At 63.5% G+C, this 15,190-nt stretch carries 14 protein-coding genes; 9 read left to right on the forward strand and 5 right to left on the reverse strand.

Annotated features, from left to right (window positions below; translation table 11 throughout):
- Nucleotides 1–68: 68 nt before the first annotated feature.
- Together EN824_RS17130 and EN824_RS17135 are read left to right on the forward strand one after the other, a co-directional pair.
- The gene (locus EN824_RS17130) at nucleotides 69–506 is read left to right on the forward strand and encodes an SRPBCC family protein (protein WP_127275949.1); all 438 of its coding nucleotides are present in this window, start codon (nucleotides 69–71) and stop codon (nucleotides 504–506) included.
- Nucleotides 507–515: 9 nt separating this feature from the next.
- Entirely contained in the window at nucleotides 516–2,039 is a 1,524-nt protein-coding gene (locus tag EN824_RS17135; protein WP_135865144.1) for a zinc-binding dehydrogenase, read from the forward strand.
- A 9-nt stretch (nucleotides 2,040–2,048) separates the two neighbouring features.
- On the opposite strand, the gene EN824_RS17140 is transcribed toward EN824_RS17135, so the two are convergent.
- Both EN824_RS17140 and EN824_RS17145 read right to left on the reverse strand, forming a co-directional pair.
- The gene (locus EN824_RS17140; RefSeq protein WP_127870588.1) at nucleotides 2,049–3,332 is read right to left on the reverse strand and encodes a D-tagatose-bisphosphate aldolase, class II, non-catalytic subunit; all 1,284 of its coding nucleotides are present in this window, start codon (nucleotides 3,330–3,332) and stop codon (nucleotides 2,049–2,051) included.
- The gene (locus EN824_RS17145) at nucleotides 3,329–4,282 is read right to left on the reverse strand and encodes a sugar kinase (RefSeq protein WP_135932553.1); all 954 of its coding nucleotides are present in this window, start codon (nucleotides 4,280–4,282) and stop codon (nucleotides 3,329–3,331) included. Before EN824_RS17145 ends, EN824_RS17140 begins: the two co-directional genes overlap by 4 nt.
- Before the next feature lie 251 nt (nucleotides 4,283–4,533).
- Between EN824_RS17145 and EN824_RS17150 the strand changes: the two genes are divergently transcribed.
- Entirely contained in the window at nucleotides 4,534–5,568 is a 1,035-nt protein-coding gene (locus EN824_RS17150; protein ID WP_127275945.1) for a LacI family DNA-binding transcriptional regulator, read from the forward strand.
- On the opposite strand, the gene EN824_RS17155 is transcribed toward EN824_RS17150, so the two are convergent.
- The 3 genes from EN824_RS17155 to EN824_RS17165 all read right to left on the reverse strand — a co-directional run bounded on the left by EN824_RS17155 (nucleotide 5,556) and on the right by EN824_RS17165 (nucleotide 8,699).
- Nucleotides 5,556–6,506 carry an alpha/beta hydrolase gene (locus tag EN824_RS17155; RefSeq protein ID WP_135929743.1) on the reverse strand — a complete coding sequence of 317 codons (951 nt, stop codon included), beginning with the start codon at nucleotides 6,504–6,506 and terminating at the stop codon, nucleotides 5,556–5,558. The genes EN824_RS17150 and EN824_RS17155 overlap by 13 nt on opposite strands.
- Before the next feature lie 18 nt (nucleotides 6,507–6,524).
- Nucleotides 6,525–7,673: a Gfo/Idh/MocA family oxidoreductase gene (locus EN824_RS17160; RefSeq protein WP_135932554.1), complete on the reverse strand. Its 1,149-nt coding sequence runs from the start codon at nucleotides 7,671–7,673 to the stop codon at nucleotides 6,525–6,527.
- A gap of 264 nt (nucleotides 7,674–7,937) precedes the next feature.
- A complete protein-coding gene (locus EN824_RS17165; protein ID WP_135932555.1) occupies nucleotides 7,938–8,699 on the reverse strand; it encodes a DeoR/GlpR family DNA-binding transcription regulator in 762 nt (253 codons plus the stop codon).
- A gap of 162 nt (nucleotides 8,700–8,861) precedes the next feature.
- Between EN824_RS17165 and EN824_RS17170 the strand changes: the two genes are divergently transcribed.
- The 6 genes from EN824_RS17170 (at nucleotide 8,862) to EN824_RS17195 (ending at nucleotide 15,093) form a co-directional block, all read left to right on the forward strand.
- Nucleotides 8,862–9,662, forward strand: a complete 801-nt coding sequence (locus EN824_RS17170; RefSeq protein ID WP_127870593.1) for a class I fructose-bisphosphate aldolase — start codon at nucleotides 8,862–8,864, stop codon at nucleotides 9,660–9,662.
- A gap of 3 nt (nucleotides 9,663–9,665) precedes the next feature.
- Nucleotides 9,666–10,649 carry a PfkB family carbohydrate kinase gene (locus tag EN824_RS17175; protein WP_135932556.1) on the forward strand — a complete coding sequence of 328 codons (984 nt, stop codon included), beginning with the start codon at nucleotides 9,666–9,668 and terminating at the stop codon, nucleotides 10,647–10,649.
- A 56-nt stretch (nucleotides 10,650–10,705) separates the two neighbouring features.
- Nucleotides 10,706–11,851, forward strand: a complete 1,146-nt coding sequence (locus EN824_RS17180; protein ID WP_135932557.1) for an ABC transporter ATP-binding protein — start codon at nucleotides 10,706–10,708, stop codon at nucleotides 11,849–11,851.
- A 111-nt stretch (nucleotides 11,852–11,962) separates the two neighbouring features.
- Entirely contained in the window at nucleotides 11,963–13,210 is a 1,248-nt protein-coding gene (locus tag EN824_RS17185) for a sugar ABC transporter substrate-binding protein (protein ID WP_135932558.1), read from the forward strand.
- A 138-nt stretch (nucleotides 13,211–13,348) separates the two neighbouring features.
- A complete protein-coding gene (locus tag EN824_RS17190) occupies nucleotides 13,349–14,245 on the forward strand; it encodes a sugar ABC transporter permease (protein ID WP_127275938.1) in 897 nt (298 codons plus the stop codon).
- Nucleotides 14,246–14,250: 5 nt separating this feature from the next.
- Nucleotides 14,251–15,093 (forward strand): carbohydrate ABC transporter permease, encoded by an 843-nt coding sequence (locus EN824_RS17195; RefSeq protein ID WP_127275937.1) that lies wholly within the window; start codon nucleotides 14,251–14,253, stop codon nucleotides 15,091–15,093.
- Nucleotides 15,094–15,190: the final 97 nt, after the last annotated feature.

Consider the following 15,190-nt stretch of genomic DNA (forward strand, 5'->3'; position numbering starts at 1 on the left):
GGCGCTGACATCAACAGGGAGGGCACACCCAAGCTCGGCCTCCATCGTTCCACTCTCGGCCAGCAAGCATGACCAAGGTCTATGTCTCTTCGGTCATTCCCGCACCGGCGGCGGAGGTCTGGAAGATCGTGCGCAATTTCAACGGTCTGGCAGGCTGGGCGCCGTTCGTCGCCGAAAGCCGCATCGAACAGAATGCGCAGGCCGACCAGATCGGCTGCATCAGGAATTTCACGCTCAAGGACGGCGGTCGCATCCGTGAAAGGCTGCTGGCGCTGTCGGATTACGACCTGTCCTGCAGCTATGCGATTCTGGAAAGCCCGATGGCGGTGGAGAACTATGTCGCCACGCTATCGTTGACGCCGATCACCGACGGCAATCTGACGCTCGCCGAATGGCAGGCGGAGTTCGACTGCGCTGACGATCGCGAGGCGGCACTCATGCAACAGATCGGCAATGGCGTGTTCCAGACCGCGTTCACCGCGTTAAAGCACCGGTTCGGGCGCTGACGCCGGCCGATGGTCAGGGTTTGCCAGAGCACGATCATCGATGCACCGATCGACGAGGTCTGGGCGATCCTGCGCGATTTCAACGGCCATGATCGCTGGCACCCGGCGATCGCCTTCAGCGAGATCGAAGGCAGCGAGCCGGTCGATGCCGTCGGCTCGGTGCGCCATTTCAGGCTGAACGACGGCGGCGAATTGCGCGAGCAATTGCTGGCGCTGTCCGACAAGGACCGGCGGCTGAGTTACTGCCTGCTCGAAGCGCCGCTGCCGCTGATGGGCTATGTCGCCTCGCTGCGGCTGAAGCCGGTGACCGACGGCGACGCCACCTTCTGGGAATGGCGCTCCGAGTTCAACCCGCCAGCGCATCGCCGCGACGAGCTGGTCAAGCTGGTCACCGAAGGCATTTATCAGGCCGGCTTCGCCGCCGTGCGCGCTCTTCTGCGGCGAAACGCCGGCGCGCCGTTGGAGGCGCGATCATCGCCAGCGATCGTCCCGCCGGCCTCATCCGCAAGCGCGCCGCTCGTCACCTCAAGGGCTGCCGCGAGCCATGCCGAAACGACCCACGCGATCGTCGTCGAGCGCTATGGCGGACCGGAGGAGTTGCAACTCAGGGACTTCGCCTTGCCTCTGCCCGCGCCGGACGAGGTGCGGATCCGTCACACGGTGATCGGTGTCAATTTCATCGACGTCTACTGCCGCACCGGGTTCTTCGACCTGCTGCAACCACCTGGCGTCCCGGGCATGGAAGCCGCCGGCGTCATCGAGGCGGTTGGTCCGGCGGTATCGGGTTTCTCAATCGGCGACCGGGTCGCCTATGCCTGTCCGCCGGTCGGCGCCTACAGCGAGCGGCGCAACATGGCGCCCGAACTGCTGGTTCGTCTTTCCGACGATATTTCGGACGAGACCGCGGCTGCCGGCCTGCTCAAGGGGGTCGCCGCGAGTTTCCTGCTGCACGATGTTCATGCCGTGAAGACGGGGGACATCGTGCTCATCCATGCGGCGGCAGGCGGCATTGGCCAGTTGCTGGTACAGTGGGCGCGCCATCTCGGCGCGACAGTCATCGCCACCGTGTCGAGCGACGACAAGGCGCGCATCGTCGAGCGGCTCGGCGCCCACCATGTAATCGTCTATTCCCGCGACAACTTTGCCGAGGCGGTCATGCGGCTGACTGGTGGCAGGGGCGCGAATGTCGCCTACGACGCGGTCGGCAACGACACGTTTGCCGGCTCGCTGGCGGCGCTTGCCGTGCGCGGCCATCTCGTCAGCTTCGGCCAGGCTTCGGGGCCGGTAGGCAATTGGGACATCGGCCGCTTCGCCTCGAAATCGATCACCGTTTCACGCCCCAACTATGCCCACTACACCGACACGTCGGAAAAGCTCGGCACCCATGTCACCAGGTTTTTTCAGGCGCTGCGCCAGGGTGTGATCAGGGTCGAGACGCCGACGCACTACGATCTTGCCGATGCCGCTCGCGCGCATCGCGATCTGGAGGATCGTCGCACGACGGGTGCCCTCGTTCTGGTGCCACGGGCATGACTGTCGGGATCAGCCGGTTGCGCTGGCGTAGATGTCGAGAACATCCGTCACGGCTGCGATCAGGAGTTCCCTGGCCTTTGGGGCGACGGATCCGCTCGCTACCGCGCCGTCGAGGCGGCCGAGATACTGGCTGATCAGCGGCGAGGGGATGTCGCGCTCGCCCAGCGCCTGCATCAGCGCGTCCACTGCCTGCCGCGCCGCCTGCGCCGGCCAGTAGTAGCGGATACGGTCACTGTAGGAAAAATGCCGCTCGCTCCGCTGCTCGGCTTCGCTGCCGTGATAGTAATTCTTCCAGTTGCCGGGCGCCTCCAGCATGACGCGCTCCATCGCCGCCGGCAGGCTTTCCCGAGCCGGGTCGGGAGCAAGAATGTCGGCGATGTGGCTCAAACCGTAGAGCGCTTCGCGCAGCGCGAAGGTCAGCCAAGGTCCGACTTTCAGGATGGCGAAGCCATCGTCGACAAGTGCCGTCAGGGCCGCGACCGGCTGGTAGTCGGTCGAATGCGCCTCGAAGACGAATTGCGGCAGGTCCCGCAGCGTGCCGGCCAGCGCCCGGGCGCGTTCGGGCCGGTAGGTGATGACCTCGGCATTGCCGAATTCGACGCCGGGCTGGACGACGACGCCAATCGCCCGCGAGAAGGCATGGTCGAGGCCACGCTGGTGGAAGGCCTGCTGGTGGATGCGCACCGTCTCGCCAGCCGCTTCCGGTGTCGTCACAGCCAGATGGTCCATCGCTTCCAGGGCACCGCCCGGCACCGGCACTTCCGTGCCGATCACATAGACAGGCTTGGCGCCGGCTGTTCGTTCAACCGCGGCCTCCGCCACCTCGGCCAGTTCGGCGGCGCGCGCGGCGATCGTCGCGTCGGGTGGTGCGGCACCTTCGCCGGCACAGCCCATGCTGGCGTCCAGGTGGATCTTGGTGAAGCCGGCCTCGGCATAGGCGTCCACCATGCGCGCTGCCTTTTCCATCGCCTCGGGCGCCGGCAGGTGCTTCCAGGGATTGGGGCCGAGATGGTCGCCGCCGAGCACAAGCCTGTCCAGGGGAAACCCGGCCTTGCCGGCGATCGTCTCGACGAAGCGGCGGAAATCGCCCGGCGTCATGCCAGTATAGCCGCCTTCGTGGTTGACCTGGTTGCAGGTGGCCTCGATCAGCACATCGGCGCCGCGCGCCTTGCCGTGGCGCAGCGCCGCTTCGATGACCAACGGATGGGCCGAGCAGATCGAGGCAATGCCGGCGCGCTCGCCGGCCGTACGACGCTTTGCTATGGCGGCCAGCCTGTCGGTCGCCTGGCTCATGCCGGTGCTCCGGTCCTGGCGGTCGCGACGAACGCCTCGACAGTGGCCAGCGAGGCGATGCCTTCCATCGGGCCCTTTTTCGTCACCGCCAGCGCGCCGCAGCCATTGGCGATCTCGAGCGCCCTCCTAGGTGCTTCTCCACGCAGCCAGAAGGCGACGAAAGCCGCCGCAAAACAATCTCCGGCGCCGGTCGGGTCGATTTCCTCGACGACGAAGCCGGGTGAAGCGATGCGCCCCGACCGGTCGTAGTGAACGGCGCCCTGCGCGCCCTTCTTGACGACCACGGCGGAGATGCCGCGGTCCAGCATTTCGCGCGCCGCGCTCTCCTCGTCGGTTGCCTCGGCGAAGGTGAAGAGTTCCGGCCCGCTCGGCAGAAAAACATCGGTCTTGGAGAGCACGAAATGCAAGGCGTCGCGCATGCCCGGCAGATCGAGCATCTCCTTGCGGATGTTGGGGTCAAAGGAAACCGTTCCGGCGCGCGTCTTGACGGCTTCGATCCCGCTGCGGACAACCTCGATCACCTCGGGCGAGAACAGCGATGTGCCCATGACGTGAAAATGGTCGGCGCCGGCCAGCAGCGCGCGCGCTTCCGCACCGATCTCGAGCAGCCCGGCGGCACTTTGCTTGATGTTGTAGACGAAGTGCCGGCTGCCATCGGTCTCATAGGTGACGAAGGCGGTTCCGGTCGCGGCACCCCGATGGACGGTGATGGCCGAGATGTCGGCGCCGTCGGCGCGCAAGCGCTCTATGTTCAAATGGCCGAAATCGTCGTCGCCCACTGCCGCGATCAGCCCCGCCGGCTGACCGAGCCGCGCCGCCTGGTCGATGAAGATGGCGGGAGCGCCTGACGGAAACGGGCCGACCAGCGGGCCGGCGGCGCGAAAACTCTGGCCGATCCGCTCGGCCATGATCTCGACCAGGATCTCGCCGGCGCAAACCAGTTTCTTCATGTCCTCACCATCTGCCGGACTCTGGTTGCCGTACGCTCCCCCCATGTCCGTGCGAGTTCAAAACCTAAGTTGTTGTTTTCAGAGCGTCAATAAATAATTTGGCGTGCGCAATACTTTTGCGTTGTACTGGAAACGTGGAAATTTGACTGAATAAGTTCGGTCAAGCAATGCTGCCTCATCGCGACGGTCGCAAGACTGATTCTGGCAGAGCGCGAAGGCCAGCATTGAGGATTAAAGGGGCTGAAACATAGATGGCGGAGAAGACCCACCGGACGATGGATGATTTCGCCAGGGCGTCCGGCGTGTCGCGGCCGACCCTGTCGAAGTATTTCGATGATCCGGCCAGCGTGAAGCCGGCGACACGGGCGCGCATCGAGGCCGCACTTCGTTCCTCCGACTATCAGCCGAATGTTTTCGCCCGCAATCTCAACCGCAAGCGCACCCGCAATGTCGGCATCGTCGTGCCGACGATCACCGATCCGTTCTACGCCGAGATGGTCAGCCGCATCGAACTGCGCTGCCGCGACGAAGGGTTTTGGCCGATCGTCATTTCATCGCACGGTTCGCCGAAGCTGGAGGCGGAATCGGTCAGGACGCTGATGTCGCTGAAGGTTGCCGGCGCCATCGTCGCTCCTTTGGGACGGGTCTCCGAACCCGGCGTCTTCGAGCGGATGAGCGAGGACATCCCGATCGTCTATTTCGACACTTACATCGAAGGCGACACGCCGTTCGTCGGCAATGACAATCACCAGAGCACCTCGACGATCGTCGATTATCTCTGCCGGTCCGGCGAACCGCCGGTCTATGTCGACATTCCGCATGTCAACCACAATTCGGGCGAACGCCTGCAGAGCTATGTCGACACGATGCACGCCGCAGGCCTGGAGCCCACCGTTCTCAAGGCGGCGGGCGACTACAGCTGGGACTTCGAGCGCATCGGTCACGAATGGATGGACAGGACGCTCGAGAAAGGCGGCCTGCCGGCCCGCACGCTGCTCTGCGCCAATGACCGTCTCGCCTTCGGCGTCATGTCGGCCGCCTTTTCGCGCGGGCTGAAGATCGGCCGCCGCGCCGATTGCGATTTTCGCGTCGCCGCCCACGATGATCATCCGCTGAGCCGCTACACCTGTCCCGCGCTGACCACCATGGCGCAGGACTTTGCCGCCATGGCCGGCCGCAGCGTCGAGATCCTGCTGGCGTTGCTGGACGAGGCCGATCCGCCCGGCCATGATCTGGCGCGCAATGTCAAGCTTGGCGCGACCCTGGTGATGCGTCAGTCGGCCTGAGCACGCGTCTGCAGCTGAAGCCAGGCCGCCGCCTCGCTCACCGCTTGCCGCGCGGCCAGGATGTGGCGGCCCATGGAGACGAAGCCATGGATCTGACCCGGCCAGTGCCGCAACACCAGCGGCACTCCGTCGGCGCGCAGGCGCTCGGCATAGGCCGTGCCTTCGTCGGCAAGGATGTCGTGGCCGGCGACCGCGACGAAGGCCGGCGCCGCGCCGGCAAGGCTGGAGACCAGCAGCGGCGAAACGCGCCAGTCCGCGATATCGTCCGGCGTTCGCACATAGCGGTCGCGGAACCAGGCCATGGTGGCGGCGGTGAGCCCGAAGCCGTCACCGAAACGCCGGTAGCTGTCCGCGATCTGGCGGGCATCGGTGTTGGGATAGATCAGGATCTGGGCGGCAAGCGGCGGCGCCAGTCCGTCGCGGGCAAGCAGCGCCAGAACGGCGGCAAGGTTGCCGCCGGCACTGTCGCCGGCGACGGCAATGCGGATTGGATCGATGCCGAGGTCTCCGGCATTCCCAGCCATGAAGCGCAGCGCTGCCGCGCAGTCCTCGAGCCCGGCGGGAAACTTGTGCTCCGGCGCCAGCCGGTAGTCGGGACAGATGACGACCGCGTTGCCGAGATTGGCCAGCCAACGGCAGATCTCGTCATGTGAATCGAGATTGCCGATGACCCAGCCGCCGCCATGCAGATAGAGCACGGCGCGCGCCCCCATCCGCGCCGCGCCGATACCGCGATGGATGCGGATCGTCACCGGGCCGTTCGGCCCGTCGATCTGCCGTTGCTCGGTTGCCGCGACCGGCTCGCGGTCGCCCTGCTGGGTCGGGAATGAAGCGATATAAGCGGCCCGCGCCGCCGCCACGCTGCCATTCTCGAACGGCTCGCCACCGGCGGCCCGGCCGATTTCGAGGGCACGCTGTGCATCCGGATCAAGTGTCATCGTGATCTCCGCTGGAGGTCAGGCGAGCAGGCCGCGCGCCTCGTCTTCGCTGAGCAGGGCCGGCTGGACGACGTCACCGGCAATGGCGACCGAGCTTTTCGTCTCGCCCGACCGCAGGATCGCTTCCATGATCTCCAGCACATGCAGCGCCAGATTGCCGGACGCGCGCGGCGCTGCTCCCGTCTGCAGCGAACGTGCGAGATCGGCGACGCCGAGCATGCGGTAATTGGCGCGGTCGGGCGCTGCGTAAGGCCAGTTGCGGGCGCCGTAGAGTTCGCCTTCGCTGGCGAAATCCTTCCACTCCGCGCCGCGTTCGGACAGCGAGACGGTGCCGCCGAATGTGTCCGGGTCGGGCAGGCGCAGCGAGCCTTCCGTGCCGTGCAGTTCGATCGGATGGTTGGAATGCCTGAAGACGTCCCACGATGCGCCGAAGGTGACGGTGGCGCCGGAGCGGAATTCGAGCAGCGACAGCACATTGGTCGGGGTGCCGACCTTGAACGTCGTGTTCTTGAACGGCCCTTCGGCCGATATCAGCCGTTCCTCCTGGCCACGCGTCGCCATCGCCATGACGCGCGCGGCCGGACCGAGCAGGTTGACCAGCATCGTCAGATAATAGGGGCCCATGTCGAACACCGGGCCGCCGCCCGGCTGGTAGTAGAATTGCGGGTTGGGGTGCCAATGCTCCATGCCGCGTCCCATCATGAAGGCGGTGCCGGTGACCGGGCGGCCGATGGCGCCCTCATCCATAAAGCGGCGCGCTTTGCGTCCGGCCGCGCCAAGGAAGGTATCGGGAGCCGAGCCGAGCAGCAGGCCGCGTTTTGCCGCTTCCGCCACCAGGCGCCGGCCGTCGCTGGCCGAAGTCGCCAAGGGCTTTTCGGTGAAGACGTGCTTGCCGGCGGAAAGAGCGGAAAGCGAAATGTCGAAATGTGCGGCGGGAATCGTCAGGTTGAGGATGAGGTCTATCTCGGGGTCGGCCAAAATAGCATCGACGCTCAGCGCCCGGATGCCGTATTCCTTGGCCCGCAACGCCGCCATCTCGGCGGAAAGATCGGCGCAGGCGCGCAATTCGATGCCGCCGAAAAGCGCGGCGTTGCGCAGATACGTCATCGAGATGTTGCCGCATCCGATGACGCCGATGCCGAGTTTGGCTTCTGATTTTGCCTGCATTTTTTGTCGTACCTCCCAATGCGTTCACGCCGGCCCGATCCGTCGCCACGGTGGCGGATCGCGTCCGAAATCGCTATACAGCATTTTAAATATTGACGCGCGTAAAATTTTTATAGAACATGCGGAAATGCTGGCGCGATAACGGGAGGCTGCCGGCGCTTGGGAGGAGAAGATGACAGGCAAAAATCGGCCGGGCGCCGACCCGAATCTCGTGCGTCAGCCGCGCATTGAATCCCGGCCACGCGGCCGTGGATCGCGACGGCTTCAGGCATAGATCACCTTGGCCACGGTCCTATCGAGCTGGCTGCGTATCGGGCCGGACAGGCCATCGTCGGTGATCACCACATCGACACCCGACAGCGAAAAAGCCTTGGAGGTTCCGCTGACGCCCCATTTGCTCGAATCCGCGAGCAGAACCACGCGCCGGGCCATGCGCACGAGGTTTCGCTTCGTTCGCGCCATGTCTTCATTCACGTCGACCACATCCAGTGAGGAGTCGATCGCATGCGCTCCGACAAAGACCTGATGCGCCACCAAGCCGCCGAGAGCCGTGTCGGCATCGGTGATCAGCGTGCTCACCGTGTCTGGATAGACCCGGCCACCGATCATGTGAACGTCGAGCCCGGGCCGATGCATCAGATGCTGCACGATATTCATCGCCGTGGCCGCGACCACGACATTGCTGAGCGGCGGTAACTGCATGGCAACCTGCATCAACGTCGAGCCGCCGTCGAAGATGACCGACTGGTTGTCCTCGAACAGTTCCACCGCCGCCCGGGCGATGCGTTTCTTTGCCTCGATGTTGGTTTGCATGCGCCGCGCGAACGCCGCCGAGGTCGAATCGGTGGTCCGGGTCACCGCACCGCCACGGGTCTTGGTCAGCAGTCCCTTGCGGTCCAGTATTTCGAGGTCGGAGCGCACCGTGACTTCCGACACGCCGAAATCGTCGGACAGGTCCTTGATGCGAACCTGTCCGCTGCGTTGCACCTCGCCCAGGATCGCTTGGCGTCTCTGCTCTGACAACATTGCCCCGTCCTTGCCTCCACGCGCCAGGCGATCGCCATGGCCTCGGTTCGTCACACCCAAAATACGCAAATTCGAAAGCTTTCGAAAGATTGATTTTGTGATTTCTTTCGCAAACACTGCGTTTGGGATTTTGAAATCAACCGATTGGAGAATTTTGCAGTCATGAGTCTCGGAACCAAGGTGCGCCTTGCGCGCCTCTTCTCACATCCATCGGGGAACCTTTTTGGCGGCGCGGTCGACCACTTCGTCGGCTATGGCGACGTGCGCAAAGGCGGCCTTGCCGACCTGCCGGGCGCGCTCGCTCGCGTCATGGAAGGTAAGCCCGACTACGTCAGCATCCAGCCCGGCACCGCGCGCCATCTGTGGCCGCAATACGCGGGCAAGGCTTCCCTGGTCATCCAGGCCGGCTGCTTCACCCCGGACGATCGCATCAGCGAACTGATTGCGACGCCCGAGGACGCGGTGCGGGCTGGCGCCGACGCGCTGGCCGTTGCCATTCCGGTGCGCGGCGCGACCGAGGGCAAGTACATTCGCTGGCTGACAGATTCGGTGAACGCGGCGGCCCGTTATGGCATGCCTGTTGTGGCGCATATCTACCCTCGCGATTTCACCGACGGGGCAAAGATCGTCTTCACCCCCGACGAGATCGCCTATGCGGCGCGCATCGGCTACGAGTCCGGCGTCGACGTGATCAAGATCGGTTACACCGGCGATTTCGAGTCGTTCCGCGAGACCGTTCGGACGTGCCCGGTCCCGGTTGTCATCGCCGGCGGCCCGAAGACCGATACGCTGCTCGGCGCCCTTCAGCAGACGGCGGACGCCATCCGTGCCGGCGCGCGCGGCGCCGTGGTCGGCCGCAATCTCTGGGGGCATGGCGATCCTCAGAAGGCGGCGACCGCTTTCCGGGGCGTCATCCATGACGGGCTCTCGGCGCAGGACGCCCTGGCCAAGGCGGGTGCCTGAACCATGCCCACCGTTCCCTCAATCCTCGGCTTCGGAGCGATCTCGATCGACGACATCGTCTATGTCGATCAGCCGTTGTCGGCGGGCAAGGGGAAGGTTCTGCAAAGCGCCCGGACTTTCGGCGGAAATGTCGCGACGGCGCTTGCCGCCGTCGCGCGGCTCGACGGAAGCGCCGGGTTCATCGGATGGCTGGGCAGTGCCGTCGACGACGCCGTGCTGTGCGATCTCGTTGCGAGCGGTGTAGAAACCGCGTTCGCGCCGCGCCACGTCGACGCGCGCCCGGTGCGCTCGCGTATCACCGTCGGTTCGGACGGCGATCGGTTCATCGCCTATGACGACGAAGCGATGCTGGGCACCGCTCCGGATTTTCCGGACGAGGTTCTCAGCCGCGCGACCGTGCTGATCGTCGACAGTTATGCGATCGGGTCGCTGGATGTCGTGGCGCGGGCTCGCGACCTCGGCCTTGCGATCCTCGGCGACGTCGAATGGAGCAGCGGTCCAGCCACCGAAAGGCTGATCGCGCTCTGCGACCATCTCATTCTTCCCCTCGGCTTTGCGCGGACCGCCACGCGCCGCCGATCGCCGGCCGAGATACTCGATGCATTGTGGTTGCCGTCGCGGTCCGCCGTGGTTCTGACGGATGGCGGCAGGGGCGTCTACTATCGCGGACGCGACGAAGCCGGGCTGTGGCACCTGCCTCCGCACCGGGTTGAAGTCGTCGACTCGACCGGCGCCGGCGACTGCTTTCATGGCGCCTACGCCCTTGCATTGACGCGCGGCGCCGACACCGCGGGCCGGGTCGCATTCGCGGCCGCTGCTGCGGCTCTTTCGATAACGGGGCGGGGCGGGCGTGAGGCGCTTCCGACCGACGATCAGGTCAAGGCACTCCTGGCATCGACGAACGCGCCGTCGGCAGTCGAACTGAAGCATGCGCGGCTCCATACCGCAACAGAGCCCGAACTATCCGAGGAAATATCTCGCAGGTGAACACAAGCCGAGGATAATCATAAAAATCAGTGGCTTGGACTTGTGGAGGGAGGAAGATGGCAGAAGTCGTTCTTGAGAATATCTGCAAAACCTACGGGAACAATTTTCACGCAATCGACCAGCTGAATCTGTCGGTCGAGGACGGCGAGTTCCTGATACTCGTCGGGCCGTCCGGTTGCGGCAAATCCACCGCGTTGCGGATGATCGCGGGATTGGAGGACGTCACCAGCGGCAGCCTTCGGATCGGCGGTATCGACGTCGTCGACATGCCGCCCAAGGACCGCGACATCGCGATGGTCTTCCAGAGCTACGCGCTCTACCCGCATATGACGGTGTTCGAAAACATCGCCTTTTCGATGCGGCTGGCCGGCAAGCCAAAGGCCGAGCGCAAGAAGCGCGTCGACGAGATCGCCAAAACCCTTCAGCTGACGTCTCTGCTGGACAGCAAACCCGCGAACCTTTCGGGCGGACAGCGTCAACGGGTTGCGATGGGCCGCGCCATGGTGCGCGAGCCGGCCGCCTTTCTCATGGACGAACCCCTTTCCAATCTGGACGCGAAACTGCGCGTGCAAATGCGCGCCGAAATCACCAGCCTGCAAAAGCAGCTCGGCGTAACGACCATATACGTGACCCACGACCAGACCGAAGCGATGACGATGGGGGACAGGGTCGCGGTGTTGAAAGGCGGCGTGCTGCAGCAGGTTGACACCCCCAAGAGACTCTATGAATCGCCGGTGAACGCTTTCGTTGCCGGGTTCATCGGGTCTCCTTCGATGAACCTTTTCGAGGCAACCCTGAGGGGCGACGAACTGACGTCCGGCGCCTTGGCCATCCGTTTGCAGGATGCGGCCTTCGTCCGCAGGCCGGGCTTGAGGTCCTATGCGGGACGCAAGGTCGTGTTCGGGATCCGACCCGAGGATCTCTATGACAGCAACCTCGAATCGGGCCGCAAATATCAGACGATACCGGCAAAGGTGACCTCGATCGAAGAACTCGGATCCGAACACATCGTCCATCTCAACATCGATGCGGTCCGGGTGGACTCCGGCGACCCGGACGCGGTGCAGGATTTCGGCCTGGCGTCGAACGCGGTGGCGAGATTCGAACCGGCCAGCACGGTCCGCGCCGGCGCGGAAATCCGCTTGGCCCTGGATGACGCCAAGCTCCATTTCTTCGATCCCGAGACGCATCTGGCGATCTGAAGACCCGCGGCAAGGCCCGCAGGCGAGGGTGAGGCGCCTGCGTAAGAAGACTTCTGAATAACCAGACGGTCGTCCGCATTGTGCGGTCGATCCCCAAAGAAGGAGGAGAAAATGACGTTTCGTATTAAACCCGCAATGCTGAAAATAGCCGCGGCCGCATGGTTGCTCGGCGCAACCGGCGCCCTGGCGGACACGACGCTGGAATTCACCCAATGGTGGGAGCCCGAATTGCCGGCTGGCTCGCTCAGGTCAATCATGGATGAGTTCGAGGCCGCGAACCCCGGCATAAAGGTGACGCTGGTCAGCGGCCCCTACGCGACCACGCGAGACCAGATCTCGGTTGGTGCTGCGACCGGAACGCTCAGCGACGTTGTCGGTCTCGACGGTGCCTGGGTGAACAATCTGAATGCGCAGAACGCGCTCGCCGACATGAATCCGATGATGGATGCGAGCAAGTTCGACAAAGGCCAGGTCGCCGATATCATCAAGGTGGACGGCAAGGCGGTGATGTTTCCGGTCGCCTCCTTCGTCTATCCGGTCTTCGTCAATCTGGATCTCGCCGCCAAGGCCGGCGTGACCAAGCTGCCGTCGACCCGCGCGGAATTTCTCGACGCCGCCAAGAAGATGACCGACGCCAACAAGAACCAGTATGGCTGGGTGCTGCCGCTGTCGCTGCAGTCTCCCGGCGGAGTCCAGAACGATCTGATGTCGTGGGTCTGGGCTTCGGGCCAGTCGATGATGGCGGACGGCAAGCCCGCCCTCGAGGGCAAGCCGGTGGTCGATATGCTGTCCTTCGTCAAATCGCTCAATGACGCCGGCACCATCTCGCCCGGCATCGCCACCAAGACCGAGCAGGAAAAGGTCGAGGAATTCGTCAACGACCGCGTCGGGATGATGATCGACTCGCTCGCGCATGTGAACCTCATCCGCAAGCGCAATCCGAAGCTGAACTTCGACCTGATCCCGGTCCCGGTCGTGGAAAACTATACCGGCAAGCGCGGCCTTCCCTATGCGTCCTGGGGCATCGGCATCTCCGCCGCCTCGAAACATCAGGAGGAGGCCTGGAAACTCGTCCAGTATCTGATGAGCGAAAAGGTGAACGCCAAGCTGGTCTCGCTTGCAAACGCCTTCCCGGGCAACGTCAACGCCAAACCCGACTTCGTGACGTCCGACAAGGCTTTCGGCAAGGCCTTCGAGATCTTCAAGACCGGCTATCTCGCCAACGAGTTCACGGGCCTGCCGGTGGCCGAAGACCTGATGACCCAGTTCGACGTGCAAGCCCAGAAGATGCTTGCCGGCGAGCAGACACCGGAAGAGGCGGCCGCTGCCGCGCAAAAGGGCTGGATGGCGAAATTCTGATCGGCCTGTTCCCCTTTGCTATCTTCGACCGGGTGGCCCGGCTTCGGGCAGGCCACCCGGCAACAACGGATCGGCAATTTGAGATGGACCTGTTTTTGAAGCTTACCTTCTCTTGAAGGCGTATCCCAAGGTTGGCACATGACCCGGCAAAAGCGCTCCCACCACAAGCTGAAACGAGCGGTCGCACCCTACCTCTATCTGTCGCCCTCGCTGCTCATCATCGGCCTTCTGATGCTGTTGCCGATGGTGACGGTGATTGCCTATTCGTTCCAGAACAGCGCCGTGCTGCGTCGTGACCCATCCTTTGCCGGACTGAAGCACTACCAGGCGATCTTCGACGACCCGGTGTTCTGGGCGTCGCTTTGGCATACGCTTTACTTCACATGCATGAGCGTCATTTTCCACATGACCATCGGCATGGTCTTCGCGCTCATGCTGAACAGCGACCGCATCAATCCGACGCTGCGCAACATTCTGCGCGTGCTCTATATCTTGCCCTGGCTGTTTACCGCGGTGATCATCGCCGTGATCTGGCGCCTGCTGCTCGAGCCGAATGGCGTGGTGAACAGCATTCTCATGCAGATCGGCATCATCGGTTCCAAGGTCGAGTGGTTTTCCTCGCCGCAGACCGCGCTGCACGCCGTCACCTTCGCCAACATCTGGGCGGGCTATCCGCTGTTCATGGTCAGCCTGCTCGCAGGCCTGCAAGGCATTCCCAAGGATTTCTACGAGGCCGCCGATATCGATGGGGCGAAGGCCTACCAGAAGCTGATCTTCATCACCATCCCGCAGCTGATGCCGATCATCATCAGCATCTCGCTGCTCGATTTCATCTGGACCATGCAGGTCTTCCCGTTGATCTGGATAACCACGGGCGGCGGTCCGATCTACGCGACCGAGGTCCTCAGCACCTACACCTACAAGCTGGCGTTCTCGAGCTACAACCTGTCACAGGCGTCGGCGAGCGCCGTGGTCATCCTGCTGATCTCGCTTGGCCTGACGCTGTTCTATATCCGTTATCAGAAGGCTCGGTAGTCACCATGAGGAAACGAAACTCTGGCAAAGACAAGCTGATCACCGTCGCGCTGCATGTCGCTCTTGCGGCAGGGCTGTTCTTCGCGGCCTTCCCGATCTACTGGATGCTGAGCAGCTCGTTCAAGTCGAACACCGAAATCTTTGCCCTGCCGCCAACCATCCTGCCGAAGGCCTTCACGCTGGAAGCGTACGAGGCCATCCTTGGCGATCCGGTAAAGCTGCGCTTCTTCTTCAACAGCTACTTCGTGGCGGGAGCGGTGACCGTGCTGACTGTGCTGATCGCCTTGCTGGCGGCCTATGGGTTCAGCCGCTTCAACTTCCGCGGCAAGGGCAGCCTGAATACAATCATCATCAGCACGCAGACGATCCCGCCGATCACACTTTTGATCCCTTTCTTCGGGCTTGTCGTCTCGTACGGCATCTTCGACACCTATGTCGCGCTGATCCTGACTTACCTGGTGTTTACGCTGCCCTACGCGATCCTTTTGATGACGGGCTATCTGAACACCTTGCCCCGCGATCTCGATGAAGCAGTGGCTGTCGACGGCGGTAGCAGTTGGACCGCACTCTGGCGGGTGATCGTCCCGATTTCACTGCCTGGTATCGTGGCGACGTCGGTCTACACCTTTCTGTTGTGCTGGAACGAATTTCTCTTTGCCCTGACGCTGACCAAGTCGACGTCCATGCGCACCGTCCCGATCGGCATCCAGCTGTTGATGGGGCAGCACGCCTTCGAATGGAACCAGATGATGGCGATGAGCGTGCTCGGCTCGCTACCGCTCTTGCTCATCTACCTTGTTGCCCAGAGGTACTTCCTCGCCGGCATGACCGCGGGCTCGGTCAAGTAGGATGTCCATCCCCAGGAGAACTGACCCGCGTATTGCAATCGATGATTGGACCTTGTCTGCTGGCAGGCGATATCGCCGCGGCCTCGTCCGTCATCAC

The organism is Mesorhizobium sp. M8A.F.Ca.ET.181.01.1.1 (genome assembly GCF_004792025.1).
Classification (GTDB): domain Bacteria; phylum Pseudomonadota; class Alphaproteobacteria; order Rhizobiales; family Rhizobiaceae; genus Mesorhizobium.